Origin of the sequence: Kribbella sp., from assembly GCF_035687465.1 — a bacterium.
Lineage (GTDB): Bacteria > Actinomycetota > Actinomycetes > Propionibacteriales > Kribbellaceae > Kribbella.
The window spans coordinates 1-16,821 of the sequence record NZ_DASRXP010000413.1 but is presented as its reverse complement, the minus strand read 5'-3'; the positions used below and the strand labels follow the sequence as shown (position 1 = coordinate 16,821).

Below are 16,821 nucleotides of genomic sequence, written 5' to 3'. Positions count from 1 at the left end.
GACCGAGCAGCGGGCCCGGGAGGCCGGCCTGGACGTGAAGATCGGGATCACCCAGATCCCCGCCTCGTCGCGCGGCTGGATTCACAAGGCGGGCAACGAGGGCTTCATCAAACTTGTCGTCGACAACGATCGCGGCGTCCTGGTCGGCGCGACCAGTGCGGGCCCGATGGGCGGCGAGGTCCTGAGCGCTCTCGCTGTCGCGGTACACGCGGCCGTCCCGGTTCACTCTCTGCAACAGATGATCTACGCATACCCGACTTTCCACCGCGCGATCGGGGATGCGCTCAGGCAACTCTGAGTGTTTGCCTGGCTCTTGTTGCGATCCGGTCGCAACTAGATCGAGAATGTCGGCATGCACGTTCCTGACGGGTTCTTCGACGCGCCCACTTCCGTCGCCACCGGCCTGATCGCCGCCGGAGCCGTCGGCTTCAGCCTGCAGCGGGCCAATCGGGAGATCCGGGAGACCGGCCCGGCGCTGGCCGGCCTGACCGCCGCGTTCGTCTTCGCCGTCCAGATGGTGAACTTCCCGGTCGGAGCGGGGACCAGCGGTCATCTGCTGGGTGGTGCGCTCGCGGCTGCCCTGGTCGGTCCGTGGACCGCCGTGCTGGTGATGTCCACGGTGCTGCTCGTGCAGGGCCTCCTGTTCGCCGACGGCGGCCTGACCGCGCTCGGCACGAACATCACCTTGATGGGCTTGATCACCGTCCTCGTCGGGTACTTCGTCACCCGCGCCCTGCTCCAGGTGCTGCCCAAGCGGGTCGGCAGCGTCGTCCCCTCGGCCACGGTCGGCGCGCTGGTGTCTGTTCCGGTGGCAGCGCTCGCCTTCACCGGGCTCTACGCGATCGGCGGCGCGGTCGACATCCCGCTGGGCAAGCTGGCGACCGCGATGGTCGGCTGGCACATCCTGGTCGGGGTCGGTGAGGCGGTCATCACGGCCGCTGTACTCAGCGCGGTCGTCGCGACCCGGCCCGATCTCGTGTACGCCGCTCGCCACCTGCAGAAGGACCTTGTCCTGGTCGATGCCGACGGCAAGAGTTCCACGGTGTCCCCGGACCGGCCGATCGCCGCGAAGCCCGTTGGTCGTTCACTCAGCGTCGGACTCGCCGCCACCCTGCTCGTCGCCGGGGTGATCAGCCTGTTCGCCAGCGCGCATCCGGACGGGCTGGAGTTCGTCGGTGCGAAGCTCGGGTTCGAGACCGCCGCGAAGAGCTCGGCGGTGGCAGGCAGCCCGCTGGCCGACTATGGAGTCAGCGGGATCGGCAACACTCAGGTTTCAGGCGCGCTCGCCGGCATCATCGGCGTACTGGTGACCATCGCGGTCGGGTTGGCGATCGCGAAGCTCGCCTCGCTGCGTGCGCGCGCCGACAAGGCCACCTGATGCGGCCGTGAGCGGCTCCGCCGGCGACGGTCTGTTGGTGCCGGTGGACAGCCGGGTCCACCGGCTGCCCGCGCAGGTGAAGATCGTCGCGCTCTTCCTGTTCGTGCTGGCCGTGGTCTCCACCCCGGCCGGCGCCTTCTGGGCCTTCGCCCTGTACGCCGTACTCCTGGGCGGCTGTGTGTTCCTCGCGAAGTTGCCGGTGACAACCGTGCTGAAGCGGCTGGCCGTGGAGACCCCGTTCGTGGTGTTCGCGTTGCTGTTGCCCTTTGTCGCCACCGGACCACGGATCGACTTCCTGGGCGTCTCGCTGTCGGAGTCGGGGGTGCTCGGTTCCTGGAACGTCCTGGCGAAGGGGACGCTAGGCGTGATCGCGGCGATCCTGTTGTCGGCGTCGACGGGACCACGCGACCTGCTCGCGGGGCTCGAGCGGTTGCGGCTGCCGTCGACGCTGGTGGCGATCCTGTCGTTCATGGTCCGCTACCTCAACGTGGTCTCCGACGACCTGCACCGGATGCGGATCGCGCGCGAGTCCCGCGGCTACATGGGTGGCCGGGCCGGACATCTGAAGGCTGTCGCCGGGGGAGTGGGCGCCCTGTTCGTCCGCAGTTTCGAACGCGGTGAGCGAGTCCATCTGGCGATGCAGTCCCGCGGCTACACCGGACGGATGCCGCTGCTGTCCCAGAGCGGGGCGAACAGTGGTCAGTGGCTGGAAGGCCTGACGATCTCCCTGCTGGCCGTCACCATCGCGGTCGCGGCTAGGGTGGTCGGCTGGTGAGCGGTCCATCGATCCACGTCGAACGGCTGGTCTTCGCCTATCCCGACGGCAGACAGGCACTCTTCGGCGTCGACTTCACTGTCCAACGCGGCGAACGCGTGGCTCTGCTGGGGCCGAACGGGGCAGGCAAGACCACGCTCGTGCTGCACCTCAACGGGATCCTCGGCTCTGTTGCCGGCGGCACCGGGAGCGGGCGGATCCAGATCGGCGGGTCGGACCTGCACCGAGAGCACCTGCCGGAGGTCCGCCGCAAGGTTGGCCTGGTGTTCCAGGACCCGGACGACCAGTTGTTCATGCCGACCGTGCGCGACGACGTCGCTTTCGGTCCGGCGAACCTCGGACTCCGCGGCGCCGAACTGGAGCAGCGGGTGCACGAGGCCCTGGTCCAGGTCGGCATGCAGGATCATGCGGACTTCGCGCCGCACCACCTCTCGTACGGGCAACGCCGCCGGGTCGCAGTCGCCACGGTGCTCGCGATGCGGCCCGAGGTCCTCGTGCTCGACGAGCCGTCCAGCAACCTCGACCCGGCCAGCCGCCGCGAGCTCGCCGACATCCTCTCCGGCCTCGACGTGACGCTGCTGATGATCACCCACGACCTGCCCTACGCGCTGCAACTGTGCGAGCGGAGCCTCCTGATGGACGAGGGCCGGATCGTCGCGGACGGCCTGACCCGCGACCTGCTCGGCGACGCCGACCTGATGGCCGCCCACCGGCTCGAGCTGCCGTACGGCTTCAACCCACTGTCCGTCCCGGGGCCCGAACGCTGATCAGGAGTCCTCGGCGAGCGCGTCGGCCGCCGCCGCGGCCGTGGCAGCGACTGTCGGAGGGGCCAGCTCGAAAGCCGATCGCAGCCGCCCACGCGACGCGGTCAGATGGGCGTTCATGGCGGCATCCGCGGCCTTGGCGTCACGCCGGCGGACCGCTGTGACCAGGAGGTCGTGCTCCTCGAGTGCCTCCTCGGTCACCCGGGAGTCGCGGAGCAGCCGGAACAGCTGGAGATGGCAGTGCAGCTTGGCGAAGATCTCCGCGAAGTAGCTGTTCCCGGTGGCGCCGATGATGGCCTGGTGGAACTCGGCGTCCTTGCGGGCGAAGGCGCCGTACGACATCATCCCGGCCTGGTAGCGGGCCCGCATCTCGCCGGCGATCCCGGCGATCCGCTCGATCTCCACCCGCTGATGCCGGCCGGCCGCCAGGCCAGAGCAGTACGGCTCGATCAGGAACCGCGCCTCGAAGAGATCCTCGAACCGCTCCGGGGTCAGCTTGGGGCTCGCGGAATATCCGATCAGATGTGTCTTCGTCACCAGGTCCTCGGCCTCGAGCCGGTTCAGTGACTCCCGCACGGGCGTCTGCGAGACGCCGAGTTGACGGCTGATGACATCGACGCGAATCCGCTCGCCGGGCTGGATCACCCCGTCCAGCAGGAGTGTTTGCAGCTGTTCGTAGACGACGTCGCTCATCCGGGTGCGTTCGGGACGCTCGGTGCTCTGGTCGCTCATCAGCCATCCCTGTCGGTCGGCGGTTGAATGCCTGTGCCTATGAATTCGTATGCACAGGCCATTGCTAATCGTATCGGATCTGATCTAGCCTGCCAAAAATCGGCAAAATCCACCCTGGGATGGTCGACGTGCACACTGACCTCGCAACGGCCCGATCGCTGACCGAACGCCTTCTGATCACGGCGGGTGTGCCCGGCCCGGCGGCCACCCAGCAAGCCGAACTGCTCCTGGTCGCAGAGGCGAAGGGGATGCCGTCCCACGGTCTGCTGCGACTGCCGAGGCTGCTCCGCAGGCTGGCGAACGGCACGGCGAGCCCGACGAACTCCGGCAAACACCAGTGGCTCAGCCCTTGCTACCTGTCCGTCGACGGCGAGCAGGGTCTGGGACCGGTGGTCGCGCGCCGCGCCCTGGAAGCGGTCGTCCCGGCGGCCGGACGTCATGGCGTCGCGGTCTGCTCGATCACGAACAACAACCATCTCGGCATGCTCGGGTACTACGCCGGCCTGATGGCCGAGCGGGGTCTGGTCTGCCTGGGGATGACGACCAGCGAGGCGCTGGTCCACCCCTGGGGCGGTACCGAGGCGATGCTCGGCACGAACCCGTTCGCACTCGGCGTTCCCGCGCAGCCGTACCCGCTGGTGCTTGACATGGCGACCTCGCAGATCTCGATGGGAAAGATCCACGACCACGCGCTCCGCGGCGTACCTCTCGAGCCGGGGTGGGCGCTCGACGCCGAGGGAAACGCCACGGTTGATCCGGAGGCGGCCAAGTCCGGAGCGATCGCGCCCTTCGGCGGGCCGAAGGGGTACGGGCTCGGCCTCGGCCTGGGCGCGATGATCACCTTCCTCACCGGCGCCGCCTACGGGACGGCCGTCGGCGGAACGCTGGACGACGACCGCCCGAGCAACAAGGGCGATCTGTTCATCCTGCTCAGCGGTGGCGCACACAGCACTTCTGAATACCTCGACCAGGTCCGCGACAGCAGACGGGCCGATCCTGCCAAGCCGGTCGCGGTTCCCGGCGACGGTGCGCGGGCTCGCTACCAGGAGTCGGCTGCCAACGGCATCGATGTCGCCGACGACCTTTGGCGTGAGCTGACCGGCCTGCTGGCCGCGACCAGCCGCCCCGAAGCGGCTCTGGCCGAATGACCCCGCCCTCGACCGACAAGGATCAGCAGAATATGACGATCACCCCTGCCTCGTTCGGTGTGCAGCGCTCGCCACGAACGGTTGTCTTCGGAGCCGGCCAGCGAGCGTTGCTCGGCCGCCAGGCCGCGGAGTACGGGCGTAAGGCTCTTGTCTGCACCGATCAGCGGCTGGCGGCGTCGGCCGAATTCGCCGAGCTGATCGCCGACCTGTCGGACCACGGGCTAGAGGTGAGCGTGTGGACGGACACCGCCGCCGAACTTCCGGCCTCTGACATCGAGGCCTGCTACAGCGCGATGAAGGATTCCGGGATCGAGGTGGTGATCGGGATCGGTGGTGGCAGTTGCCTCGACCTGGGCAAGGCCATCGCGCTGCTGCTCAGCCACGGCGGTCCACTCGACCGGTACTACGGGGAGAACGCCGTACCGGGTCCCGTCCTTCCGATCATCGCCGTTCCGACGACCGGAGGGACCGGATCTGAGGTCACACCGGTCTGCGTGCTCAGCGACAGCCGCCGGGAGCTGAAGGCAGGGATCTCGTCGGCCTACCTGGTTCCGTCGGTGGCCATCTGCGATCCGGAGCTGACCTACAGCTGTCCGCCCGGACTGACCGCCAGTGCCGGCGCCGACGCGGTCTCCCATCTGGTGGAGTCGTTCACCGCGATCCAGCGGCCGCCCACGGCGGTCGGCGAGGGCCGGGTCTTCATCGGCAAGAACGTGATCAGCGACTCCTACGCCCGCTGGGGTCTCGGCCTGCTGGCCCGCGCGCTGCCCGAGGCGTTCGAGCATCCGGACGATCGGCAGGCACGCTCCGACGTGATGCTGGCGGCCAACGCCGGCGGCTATGCGCTGGGAGTGGCGGGAACTGCCGCCGCGCATGCGCTGCAGTATCCGCTCGGTGCTCTCACACACACCGCCCACGGTGTCGGGGTCGGCGCCCTTCTCCCGTACGTGATGCGCTACAACGCCTCCGTCCGGGTCCGGGAGTTCGCCGAGATCGCGACCTTCTTCGGCATCCCGGAGAGCGGCGGCGGCGAAGTACAGGCGCTAGCTGGAATCGATGCCATCGATCGCCTGCTCGACCGGATCGGCATCCCGCCGACCCTCAAAGAGCTCGGCCTGACCGAGGACCAGCTCTCCTACGTCGCGTCGATGGGCATGAAGTCTGCCCGGCTGGTCGACAACAACCCCCGTCCGCTGGATGCCGATGCGCTGTACGAGATCACTCGCGCCGCGTACTTCGGCGACCGAAGCAACCCGTTCTGACCGGGCGAAATGGAGAACCAAGCGATGACCTCCCCGCACGATCTGTTCATCGACGGTCAGTGGCGGCCGGCCAGTGACGGCCGGCGTTTCGCGGTCCACGATCCGGCCGATGGTTCCGAGCTGGCCCAGTTCGCGGCAGCCACCGAGGCTGACTGCCTGGCGGCGGTCGACGCCGCAGCCGACGCGTTGGCCGACTGGGCCGCGACGCCGCCGAGGCAGCGGTCCGAGATCCTCCGAAGCTGTTTCGACATCCTGACGGCCGAGCGCGAGCAGTTCGCCGGCCTCATCGTCGCCGAGAACGGCAAGGCGTACGCCGACGCGCTCGGCGAGGCCGCCTACGCTGCCGAGTTCTTCCGCTGGTTCGCCGAGGAGGCGGTCCGGATCGGCGGCGACTTCCGGCTCTCCCCGTCGGGCGACAAGACGATCGTGGTCAGGCGGGACCCGATCGGGGTGTCGGTGCTGATCACGCCCTGGAACTTCCCTGCGGCGATGGCGACCCGCAAGATCGCACCGGCGCTGGCGGCCGGCTGTTCGGTGGTGCTGAAGCCGGCCAGCCAGACTCCGCTCACCGCCGCCTACGTTGTCGAGGTACTGCGCCGTGCGGGTGTCCCGGCTGGTGTCGTCAACCTGGTGACGCCGGTGCCCGCCGGTCCCGCGGTGAGCGCGATGCTGCACCACCCCGCAGTACGCAAGCTCTCCTTCACCGGCTCGACCGAGGTCGGCCGCGTGCTGCTGCGAGAGGCCGCCGACCAGGTGGTCAGCTCGTCGATGGAACTCGGGGGCAACGCGCCGTTCATCGTGCTGCCCGGTGCCGATCTGGCCGCCGCCGTCGAGGGCGCGATGGTCGCGAAGATGCGCAACGGCGGAGCCGCCTGTACCGCGGCCAACCGGTTCTACGTGCACGACTCGCTGGTCGAGGAGTTCAGCACCCGCATCACGGCGGCGATGAAGGGGCTCACGATGGGTCCGGGCGCGGACCGGTCGAACGATCTCGGCGCCCTGGTGTCGCCGGAGGAGCGTGACAAGGTGACCTCGCTGGTGGAGCAGGCCGTTGACGCCGGCGCCACCGTTGCCCTGGGCGGCGAGCCGACAGAGGTCGGTGCCTTCTACCCGCCGACGGTGCTCACCGACGTCCTTCACGGCAGCGTGATCAACCAGACCGAGATCTTCGGCCCGGTCGTCGCGATCGTCGGCTTCACCGACGTCGACGAGGCGGTCGCGATGGCCAACGACACCATCTACGGCCTGATCGCCTACGTGTACGGCGATCCTGCCCGCGCGCTCGCGGTCGCGCAGCGGATCGACGCCGGCATGGTCGCGGTCAACCGGGGCGTGCTGAGCGATCCCGCGGCCCCGTTCGGGGGGACGAAGCAGTCCGGGCTCGGCCGCGAAGGCAGCTCCGAAGGCATCCTCGAGTTCCTCGAGGAGAAGTACATCGGGATCGAGGTGTGACCCATGGCCAACGCGGTCCTCCCCACCCTGACATCCCCGGCCATCGAGGACGGACCACCCGTCCGGAAACGGCCGAGGGCCAAACCGAGGCGGCAGAACCTGGCCGGCTGGCTGTTCGTCGGACCGGTGATCTTCGGGGTGCTGTTCTTCCAGCTGGCACCGGTGGCGGCCTCCCTGGTGGTGTCGCTGACCAACTGGTCCGGACTGAACAAGCCCGAGTTCCTCGGTCTCGGCAACTATCGCGAGTTGTTCACCGCCGACGACACCTTCTACTCCTCACTGCGCAACACAGTGATCTTCACCGTCGTCGTGGTGCTCCTGACCATCCTGATCGGGCTTGGCCTAGCGGTCCTGTGCAACCAGAAGGTCAAGGGCATCGGCATCTTCCGGACCCTGTACTACTCGCCCGTCGTGACCAACGTCGTCGCGATCGGCTTCGTCTGGTTCTGGCTCTACGACCCGGACAACGGGCTGTTCAACTCGACGCTGAAGACGATCGGGATCGACGGGCCGGCCTGGCTGTCGGACACGAAGACCGCGCTGATCGCTGTCATCATCGTGGCGATCTGGCAGGGCGTCGGCTACCCGATGGTGATCCTGCTCGCCGGGCTGCAGAACATCGATCCGTCGTTGACAGAAGCGGCCACTGTGGACGGCGCGACGGCCTGGCGGCGGTTCTGGTCAGTGGTGTTCCCACTGCTGACGCCGAGCCTGTTCTTCCTGACCATCACGCAGTTCATCACCTCGTTCCAGGTGTTCGGAATCATCTACGTGATGACGTCCGGTGGCCCGAACAACGCCACCTCGGTGTTCATCTTCCACATCTACGAGGCGGCCTTCGGGCACGGCCGGCTGGGTTATGCCTCGGCGATGGGCTGGGTGCTGTTCGTCATCGTCGGCGTCGTCACCGCGATCCAGTGGAAGCTGGAGAAACGCTGGGTGCACTATGACAACTGAAACGCTTCGCGTCCCGCTGAACAGGCCCCCGAGGCACCTGCCGCGCCGGATCGTCGTCTTCGCGACGTTGCTGTTCTTCGCGGTGGTCTTCGCGATGCCGCTGCTGTGGATGGTCAGTGCGTCACTCAAGCCGGAGAACGAAGTACTGCAGACACCTCCGACCTTCATCGGTTCCACGGTCCAGTGGGCCAACTACTCCCAGGCTGCGGACGGGCTGCTGCCGTTCTTCCTGAACAGCGTGAAGCTCGCCGCGCTGAATGTCAGCTTCCTGCTGCTGTTCGCCTCGCTGGCCGGCTACGGATTCGCCCGGCTGAACTTCGCGTTCAAGAACCTCGCCTTCGCGTTGTTGCTGTCCACGGCAATGATCCCGAGCATGGTCTACCTCGTCCCCCAGTACATGCTGTTCCGCGAGATGGGCTGGATCGACACCCACTACCCGCTCTGGATCCCGAACGTGCTGACCCCCGTCTTCGGCACCTTCCTGCTCCGGCAGGCGTTCCGCGGGGTACCGATGGAGCTGGAGGAGGCGGCCAAGCTCGACGGCGCGTCCACCTTCGGCACCTTCTGGCGGATCATGCTCCCGCAAGTGAAACCGGCCCTGGCCGCAGTCGGGGCGCTGACCTTCATGGGCTCGTGGAACGACCTGTTCGGCCCGCTGATCTTCCTCAACTCGACGCGGTTGCAGACGATGCCGATCGCGCTCGCGCTGTTCAAGGGTGAGTACTTCACCCAGACGAATCTCATGATGGCGGCCGCTGCGCTCACGATCCTGCCGCCGCTGCTGCTTTTCCTGCTCGCGCAGAAGTACTTCGTCCAGGGCATCACGATGTCCGGCCTGAAAGGTTAGGTGTACGCCGCATGCGGATCACCCGGATCGAATCGATCATCCTGCTCGACAAGCTGCACATCCTCAAGGTGCACACCGACGAGGGCCTGGTCGGCATCGGCGAGGTCAGCCCGATGAACGCCCACGTCACCCACAGCGTCATCGAGCACGCGCTCGCGCCCTTGCTCATCGGCGAGGAGGCGACCGACATCGAACGACTGTGGCGACGGCTGTACACCAAGCCGTTCAAGCTCGGCCCCGGCGGTGCGCAGCTGAACGCCATCGCCGGCATCGACATCGCCCTGTGGGACCTGCTCGGCAAGGCCGCCGGGTTGCCCGTCTACAAACTGCTCGGCGGGAAGTACCGCCAGAGCATGAAGGTCTACGCCAGCTCGATGGCCCGGGGGATGAGCCCGCAGAAGGAGGCCGAGCGCGCGCAGTGCTTCCAGGAGAAGGGCTTCCACGGCTACAAGATCCACTCGTCGACGCCGTGGATGCACGACGACGGCTTCGACCAGACCATCGCGACCGTCACGGCGGTGCGGGAGCTGGTCGGGGACGACTTCCCGATCCTGGTCGACGTCAACAACGCGTACTACGAGCACACCGCGATCAAGCTGGCGCACGCGCTGGAAGATCTCGGGGTCTGGCATTTCGAGGAGCCGCTGGCCGCGCACGACTACGCGGCGTACGGGCGGCTGGCCGACGCGGTCGACATCCCCATCGCGGTGGGGGAGCAGGAGTACACCAGCTGGCAGTTCCGCGAGCTGATCCTGCAGGGCCGGGTCGACATCCTGCAGCCCGACGTCATCAAGTGCGGCGGCATCACGGAGTTCAAGAAGATCGCCGTGCTCGCCGACACCTTCACCAAGCCGATCACCGTCCACAACACCCAGCAGACCATCGGTACGTCGGCGCACGCCCACCTCTGGGTCAGTACGCCGTCCTGCGTCTATCCGCAGGAGTACAACATCGAGCACAACCCGATCCTCGACGACCTGCCGATCTGGCAGAACCCGCTCGTCCCGGTCAACGGCGAGATCACGCCGTGGGAACTCCCCGGGCTGGGCGTCGAGCTGAACGAGGACGCGATCGCCAAGCTGCGCACCAACTGAAGTCCACCCCTGACAGAAGAGGAACGACCATGACGGCACAACAGATTTCCCGGCGGTCGGTGCTCAAAGCCGTCGGCCTGGGGACCGGCGCGATCGCTGCAGGCATCCCACTGGCCGCGTGCAGCGGCAACAGCGGCGGGGGAGGCGGCGGTGGCAACGCCTCCTTCCTGACCTGGGACACCACCAGCGGCACCCCGCTCTACACGGTCGCGGAGAACTGGGCCAAGAGCGCGGGCAAATCGATCGACATCCAGTCGGTCCCGGGCGACGACTACGACACGAAGCTGAGGACGGTGCTGTCGTCCGGCGCGGCACCGACGGCGATCAGGATCAACGACGACTATGTCGCCGGGTACTACGCGGAGGGGTCCCTCCTTGATCTGAAGCCGTACCTCGACAAGGACGGGATCAAGCCCGACGACTATTTCCCGGTCGCCTTCAACTTCGCCAAGCAGTCCGACGGGGCGCACGCGGCCTGGCCGATCATGACCAACCCTGGTGTCATCTACTGCAATGTCGACGCGTTCCAGGAAGCAGGCGTCGCACTGCCGCCGAAGGACTGGGCCGCCAGTGGCTGGACCTGGGACGACTTCCTCGACACCGCGAAGAAGCTGACCAAGCCCAACGGTGAGCGGTGGGGCGCGCTGATCTTCCCGGACACCGCCCTGGAGACGGTGTGGCCGGTCAACAACGGCAGCGACGGCATCTACTCCAAGGACGCCACCCGCTTCACCCTCGCGGAGCCACAGGGCGCTGAGGCGGTCCAGTGGATCGCCGACCTCGCACTCGTCCACAAGGTCCACCCGGACTTCGCCACCGTCACGGCCGGCCGGCAGACGCCGAACTGGGCGCTCGCCCAGCTGGGCACCGGCAAGGTCGCGATGCTGCTTGGACTGACCAGTGGCATCCCGTACCTGCGCAGCAACGCGAAGGTGAAGTGGGACATCTTCCCGCCGCCGATGAAGGTCGCCCGCAAGACGGTGAACACGATGACGGTGCTGGCGATCCCCAAGGCCTCCAAGGATCCCGACGCGGCCTGGGCCTTCCTGAAGTACTGCGCCGGCGCGGACGCGTCGAAGCTGCTGGCCCAGTCACGGGGCTTCATGCCCGTCAGCAAGAGCTCGTCGGAGTTGTTCGTGCCCGACGACAAGGGCCCGGCCAATCTGGCCCTCGTCACCCTGGCGCTCGACAACGCGGTGAACGAGAACTTCAGCCGCTACATCGAACGCGCCCGGACCATCTACCGCCCGGTGCTGGACGACGTCTGGGGTGGCAAACAGACCGCGGCGGCGGCGCTCGGCAGCGTCAAACAGAAGGTCGAAGACGTGCTCGCGGGAAAGGGATGACATGAAGATCACCGAGATCAGCGTCGAGGTGGTGTCGAAGCCGAAGGCGCACGCCGTTCGGGACGCGATCCAACTGCTCGACCGGGACGGGCGCACCCGGGTCCGCATCGACACCGACGAAGGAGTGAGCGGGGTCAGCGACACGTACTTCGGCCGGGTGGCGAGCTCGCCGGCGGTGCTGGCCAAGATCGTCACCGAGCAGCTGGCTCCCGCGATCGTCGGCGAGGACCCGACCCTGATCCGCGGAATCCGGCAGAAGCTGCAGACGCTCACTGACTATCAGGGCACGGCCGGCCTGTCGTCGTACGGGATCTCCGCGATCGATCTGGCGTTGTGGGACCTGCTCGGCAAGTCGCTGGAGGCGCCGGTCTGGCAGCTCCTCGGGGCCCAGCGCACGGCGATCCCGACGTACGCGATGGTGGGCTGGCTCGAGCTGGACGTCACGGGCCTGGAGACCGTGTCGGCCAAGGCGATGGAACAGGGCTTCCGCGGCGTCAAGATGAAGGTCGGCGGCGGCCCGCTCAGCGAGGACCTGGCCCGGATCAAGGCGGTCCGGGCGGTGATCGGACCGGATGCCCCGCTGATGGTCGACGCCAACCAGGCCTTCGGATACTCCGAGGCGCTGCGCCGGGGCCGTGCTTACGAAGAGCTCGACTGCCGGTGGTTCGAGGAGCCGTTGCCGGCCGCCGATACCGACGGCCACGTCAGGCTGGCCGAGAAACTCGACATCCCGATCGCGACCGGCGAGAACAGGTACGGGCAGGCGCAGTTCCGGGACCTGATCGCCCGTGGCGGCGTGGGGGTCATCCAGCCGGACCTGAGGCGTGCCGGTGGGCTCACCGACTGCTTCGAGATCGGCCTGATGGCTGCTGGGTTCGGCGTGCCCTACGCCTCCCACGGTGGCGGTGCGCACATCCACGTGCTGGCCGCGCTGCCCAACACGATCTACGTCGAGAGCGGGCTGTTGCCCGCTGACAGCCGGGTCGAGCTGGTGGACGGCTGCTACCCGTTGCCGCTCGAGCCCGGATTGTCGTCCTGGAATCACTAGCCCCCCGGATCGGAGAACTCGGCCTACCTGAATCGGCAACTGGCGGTGAATTTCTTACTGAGGACTTGTTTGTTACTCACTGGTCGGCGATGGTGACTTTCAGTTGTCTTGCGCCCCTCCCAGTGCAAAGGCGGTCCGCCCAATGAAGTACGTCGCCGGCCTCATCAGTGCAGCGGTCATCGGTACCGCGATCCTCACGCCCACCGTCGCCCACGCGGCGGCACCCAACTACGTCGCCCTCGGAGACTCCTACGCCTCCGGTGTCGGCACCCGGACCTACACCTCGGAGAGCGGCTCCTGCCAGCGCTCGACCAAGTCCTACCCGTACCTCGACGCCGCCCGGATCGGCGCCAACCTGACCTCGGTCGCCTGCTCCGGCGCCCGGGTCGCCGACGTGACAGCCAACCAGCTTGGCCCGCTCACCAGTGCCGTCAACTTCGTCACGGTCCAGGTGGGTGGCAACGATGCCGGGTTCTCGTCCGTCATCACCACCTGCGCCCAGCCGGCCTGGCTGAGCGACTGCGACGGAGCGATCAACACCGCGCAGGCAACCATCAACAACACCATCCCGGGAAGGCTGAACGGCCTCTACGCGACGATCCGCAGCCGGGCCGCGAGCGCGAAGGTGATCGTGGTCGGCTACCCGCGGCTGTTCAACGGGACCGACTGCAACGCCGGCACCTTCTTCAGCGCCGCCGAGATGACGCGCCTGAACCAGACCGCCGACCTGCTCAACAGCAAGATCAGCGCGGCCGCCGGTGCCGCGGGTTACACCTACGTCAACCCGACGTCGGCCTTCGTCGGGCACGCGGTCTGCGGCAGCCCGGAGTGGATCAACGGTCTGTCCAACCCGGTCAGCGAGTCGTACCACCCGAATGTGACCGGCCAGGCGAGCTTCGCCAACCTGGTCGGCGCGGTCCTCAACTAATCGCTCGACCTGCGCGGCGCCCCTGTTCGTGGTGTGATGCAGGGGTGCCGCACAGGTCTGCCCACTGGCTTCTGACAGCCCGGGTCCAGGCCAATGGCCTCGATCGTCCGGGGTCCGAGGCCGGCCCCGGAGGGGTGGCCGACGTCGTACGCCGGACGGCTGGTCTCCAGGGCCAGAGCTGGCGAGGCCTGGCGTACGCCGTCCGCGCGCGCTCCACCGCGACCACCTGGGCCGACGTGTCCCACGCCCAGGAGATCGATCGTTCCGTCTTCCGCGGCTGGTTCATGCGCGGCACCCTGCAACTGGTCGCCACCGAGGACGCGGGCTGGCTCCTCGGCCTTCTCGGACCCAAATTCATCAAGGACACCACCCGCCGGTACGGCGAGCTCGGGCTGTCCGAGGATCTTCGGGCCCAGGCGACTGTGGTGATCGAGAACCATCTTCTGGAGCACGGACCGACCAGCCGGGCCACGATCGGCGCAGTACTGGTGCAGGAAGGGTTGTTGCCGGAGCCGAAGGGGCAGGCGGTTTACGCCTTGATCCGGCATGCCGGGTTGCTAGGGCGGATCTGCTACGGCCCGGGGCATGACGCGGACGAGACTTGGGTCGCTGTGACGGATTGGCTCGGCCAGGCTTTGCGATTCACTGCCGAGGGAGCTGCGGACGAGCTCGCGCGGCGGTATCTCACGGCGTACGGGCCGGCGACAGAGAAGGACTTCGCGACCTGGGCCGGGTTGCCGGTGCCGGTCGCGCGGACAGCGCTGAAAGCGGTCGCGAAGACCACGTTCGTGGTCGACGGGGTGTCGTTGGCGGCGATGGACGAGTTACCGGGCCGCACTGATCTCAGGCTGCTCGGGGAGTTCGACCCGTATGTGCTGGGCTATCAGGACCGGCGCTATGCGCTGGCCGAGGAGCATCGCAAGCACATCCATCCGGGCGGCGGCATGCTGCGCCCGGCCGTGGTCGAGGCGGGCCGGGTGATCGGCTCCTGGAAGCACGAGAAATCCCAGGTCGAGCTGTTCGAGCCAGGGCCGGACCCGGCTGGGCTGGCGGAAGAAGTCGCGGACCTCGCTCGGTTCCGCGGTTGATCGTATATGCCGCATCGGGTATATATGGGGTCATGAACGAGACGCTGACTGTTGCCGACGGCCGGACCCAGTTGCGGATGGAGCGTGCGCTGGCGCATCCGGCGGAGAAGGTGTGGCGGGCGCTGACCGAACCGTCCGAGCTGTCCCGCTGGTTCCCGGCCGCGGTGGAGCTCGACCTCCGGCTGGACGGCCCGATCTCGTTCACCTTCCCCGACGGCGAAGACGACTTCGTAGAGGATCCTGACAACACGGGCGTGATCCGTGCGTTCGATCCGCCGCGGTTGCTCGAGTACACGTGGGGCGTGGAGGTCCTTCGGTGGGAGCTCGAGCCGACCGCTGATGGTTGCCTCCTCACCCTGACTGCCACGTTCGACGACCGCCCGGGATCGGCGAGCTTCACCTCCGGGTGGACGATCTGCTTCGACGCGCTCGACCGGGTGCTCGGTGGTTCGGCGGTGCCGGAGAAGGACTACGCCGAACTGCACGAGTACTACGTGAAGGCGTACGGGCTCGATCAGGGCGAGGTGCTGGACGACGGCAGCATCCGGTTCGAACGTCAGCTGATCCGTCCGAAGGAGCTCGTCTGGTCGGTCCTGACCGGAGCCGAGGCGGCCGCGATCGGCAGCACCCCGCCGGCCGGATTCGTTGCCAAGGGCATTGAACCCGGACCGGTCGAGGAGCTGACCGAGCCAACCCGGCTGGCCTATTCCTCACCGCAGGGCGAGGTCGCCTGGTCGCTGCGGGACGGCAACGGTGGAGCCCGTCTGGTGGTCACCCAGGCTGGACCGGCGGGGGAGTACCTCGCGGCCTGGCACGACCTGATCGAGTCGCTGGCTGGCGCCCTAATCAACCAGCGGTGAGGCTGCGACGTACTGGCGGAGGTGTTCGGCGGTCAGGGAGGCACTGCTCTCGACGAGGTCGGCCGGGATGCCGGTGAAGACGATCTGGCCGCCGTCGTGGCCGGCGCCCGGACCGAGATCGATCAGCCAGTCGGCGTGCGCCATCACCGCCTGGTGATGCTCGATCACGATCACCGTGTTGCCGTCGTCGACCAGTTTGTCCAGCATCGCCAGCAGTTGATCGACATCGGCGAGATGGAGTCCGGTCGTGGGCTCGTCCAGGATGTAGATCGTCCCGTTCTTGCCCATATGGATCGCGAGTTTCAGCCGTTGCCGTTCCCCGCCCGACAGGGTCGTCAGCGGTTGTCCGAGACCGAGATAGCCGAGCCCGACCGAGGCCAGCCGGTCGAGGATCGCCCGCGCCTGCCCGGTGCTGAAGAACTCCCGGGCCTCGTTGACCGACATCCGCAGTACTTCGCTGATGTTCTTCCCGCGCAGCCGATAGGCCAGCACTTCCGCGGTGAACCGCGCGCCGTTGCAGTCCTCGCACACCGACGAGACCTCGGCCATCATGCCGAGATCCGTGTAGATCAGCCCGAGGCCCTTGCAGGTCTGGCAGGCGCCGACCGAGTTCGCGCTGAACAGCCCGGCCTTCACCTTGTTGGCCTTGGCGAACTCGGTCCGGATTGGATCCAGCAGTCCGGTGTACGTCGCCGGGTTGCTCCGCCGCGACCCGCGGATCGGTTCCTGACCGGCAACGATCACTCCGGCGCGACCGGTCAGCGATCCATGGATGAGCGAACTCTTGCCCGACCCGGCGACCCCGGTCACCACGGTCAGCACCCCGAGTGGGACCTCGACGCTGACATCCTGCAGATTGTGGAGATTCGCCCCCTCGATCGTCAGGCTCCCGGTCGGACGGCGTACGACGTCTCGCAGACGCACCCGGTGGTCGAGATAGCGGCCGGTCAGCGTGCCCGACTTCTTCAGGCCCTTCAGGTCGCCCGCGTAGCAGAGCCGCCCGCCGGCCAGGCCCGCACCGGGACCGAGGTCCACCACGTGATCGGCGATCAGGATCGTCTCCGGCTTGTGTTCGACCACCAGGACGGTATTGCCCTTGTCCCGCAACTGCAGTAGCAACTCGTTCATCCGCTGGATGTCGT

Annotated in this window: 17 protein-coding genes; 15 read left to right on the top strand and 2 right to left on the bottom strand. The window is 67.6% G+C overall.

Annotated elements, in window-relative coordinates:
• From VFG33_RS21420 to VFG33_RS21405, 4 genes are all read left to right on the top strand, one after another.
• The coding region (locus VFG33_RS21420; protein WP_524538143.1) for an oxidoreductase dimerization domain-containing protein at window positions 1-298 on the top strand (298 nt) is incomplete at its 5' end.
• 54 nt (window positions 299-352) lie between these two features.
• Complete coding sequence (locus VFG33_RS21415) at window positions 353-1,378, top strand: energy-coupling factor ABC transporter permease (protein WP_325054692.1); 1,026 nt, start codon at window positions 353-355, stop codon at window positions 1,376-1,378.
• A gap of 7 nt (window positions 1,379-1,385) precedes the next feature.
• On the top strand, window positions 1,386-2,153 hold the full coding sequence (gene cbiQ, locus VFG33_RS21410; RefSeq protein ID WP_325054691.1) for a cobalt ECF transporter T component CbiQ: 768 nt from the start codon (window positions 1,386-1,388) through the stop codon (window positions 2,151-2,153).
• On the top strand, window positions 2,150-2,920 hold the full coding sequence (locus tag VFG33_RS21405) for an energy-coupling factor ABC transporter ATP-binding protein (RefSeq protein ID WP_325054690.1): 771 nt from the start codon (window positions 2,150-2,152) through the stop codon (window positions 2,918-2,920). Before cbiQ ends, VFG33_RS21405 begins: the two co-directional genes overlap by 4 nt.
• Here the strand turns inward: VFG33_RS21405 and VFG33_RS21400 are convergent, their stop codons facing one another.
• Entirely contained in the window at window positions 2,921-3,649 is a 729-nt protein-coding gene (locus tag VFG33_RS21400) for a GntR family transcriptional regulator (protein ID WP_325054689.1), read from the bottom strand.
• Window positions 3,650-3,777: 128 nt separating this feature from the next.
• Between VFG33_RS21400 and VFG33_RS21395 the strand changes: the two genes are divergently transcribed.
• The 11 genes from VFG33_RS21395 to VFG33_RS21345 all read left to right on the top strand — a co-directional run bounded on the left by VFG33_RS21395 (window position 3,778) and on the right by VFG33_RS21345 (window position 15,679).
• A complete protein-coding gene (locus tag VFG33_RS21395; RefSeq protein ID WP_325054688.1) occupies window positions 3,778-4,797 on the top strand; it encodes an Ldh family oxidoreductase in 1,020 nt (339 codons plus the stop codon).
• A 32-nt stretch (window positions 4,798-4,829) separates the two neighbouring features.
• The gene (locus tag VFG33_RS21390) at window positions 4,830-6,059 is read left to right on the top strand and encodes an iron-containing alcohol dehydrogenase (protein WP_325054687.1); all 1,230 of its coding nucleotides are present in this window, start codon (window positions 4,830-4,832) and stop codon (window positions 6,057-6,059) included.
• A gap of 24 nt (window positions 6,060-6,083) precedes the next feature.
• A complete protein-coding gene (locus VFG33_RS21385) occupies window positions 6,084-7,511 on the top strand; it encodes an NAD-dependent succinate-semialdehyde dehydrogenase (RefSeq protein ID WP_325054686.1) in 1,428 nt (475 codons plus the stop codon).
• Window positions 7,512-7,514: 3 nt separating this feature from the next.
• Complete coding sequence (locus VFG33_RS21380) at window positions 7,515-8,468, top strand: carbohydrate ABC transporter permease (RefSeq protein ID WP_325054685.1); 954 nt, start codon at window positions 7,515-7,517, stop codon at window positions 8,466-8,468.
• Entirely contained in the window at window positions 8,458-9,315 is an 858-nt protein-coding gene (locus VFG33_RS21375) for a carbohydrate ABC transporter permease (RefSeq protein WP_325054684.1), read from the top strand. The genes VFG33_RS21380 and VFG33_RS21375 overlap by 11 nt, the downstream gene beginning before the upstream one ends.
• A gap of 11 nt (window positions 9,316-9,326) precedes the next feature.
• On the top strand, window positions 9,327-10,409 hold the full coding sequence (locus tag VFG33_RS21370; RefSeq protein WP_325054683.1) for a mandelate racemase/muconate lactonizing enzyme family protein: 1,083 nt from the start codon (window positions 9,327-9,329) through the stop codon (window positions 10,407-10,409).
• Between the two features lie 29 nt (window positions 10,410-10,438).
• Complete coding sequence (locus VFG33_RS21365) at window positions 10,439-11,755, top strand: ABC transporter substrate-binding protein (protein ID WP_325054682.1); 1,317 nt, start codon at window positions 10,439-10,441, stop codon at window positions 11,753-11,755.
• Window position 11,756: 1 nt separating this feature from the next.
• Entirely contained in the window at window positions 11,757-12,803 is a 1,047-nt protein-coding gene (locus VFG33_RS21360; RefSeq protein WP_325054681.1) for a mandelate racemase/muconate lactonizing enzyme family protein, read from the top strand.
• A 142-nt stretch (window positions 12,804-12,945) separates the two neighbouring features.
• Window positions 12,946-13,731, top strand: coding sequence for an SGNH/GDSL hydrolase family protein (locus VFG33_RS21355; protein ID WP_325054680.1), 786 nt, complete (start codon window positions 12,946-12,948; stop codon window positions 13,729-13,731).
• Window positions 13,732-13,865: 134 nt separating this feature from the next.
• A complete protein-coding gene (locus VFG33_RS21350) occupies window positions 13,866-14,819 on the top strand; it encodes a winged helix DNA-binding domain-containing protein (RefSeq protein ID WP_325054679.1) in 954 nt (317 codons plus the stop codon).
• Window positions 14,820-14,851: 32 nt separating this feature from the next.
• On the top strand, window positions 14,852-15,679 hold the full coding sequence (locus VFG33_RS21345) for an SRPBCC family protein (RefSeq protein ID WP_325054678.1): 828 nt from the start codon (window positions 14,852-14,854) through the stop codon (window positions 15,677-15,679).
• On the opposite strand, the gene VFG33_RS21340 is transcribed toward VFG33_RS21345, so the two are convergent.
• Window positions 15,662-16,821, bottom strand: a 1,160-nt coding sequence (locus VFG33_RS21340; protein WP_325054677.1) for an ATP-binding cassette domain-containing protein, incomplete at its 5' end; no start/stop codon positions are given. The genes VFG33_RS21345 and VFG33_RS21340 overlap by 18 nt on opposite strands.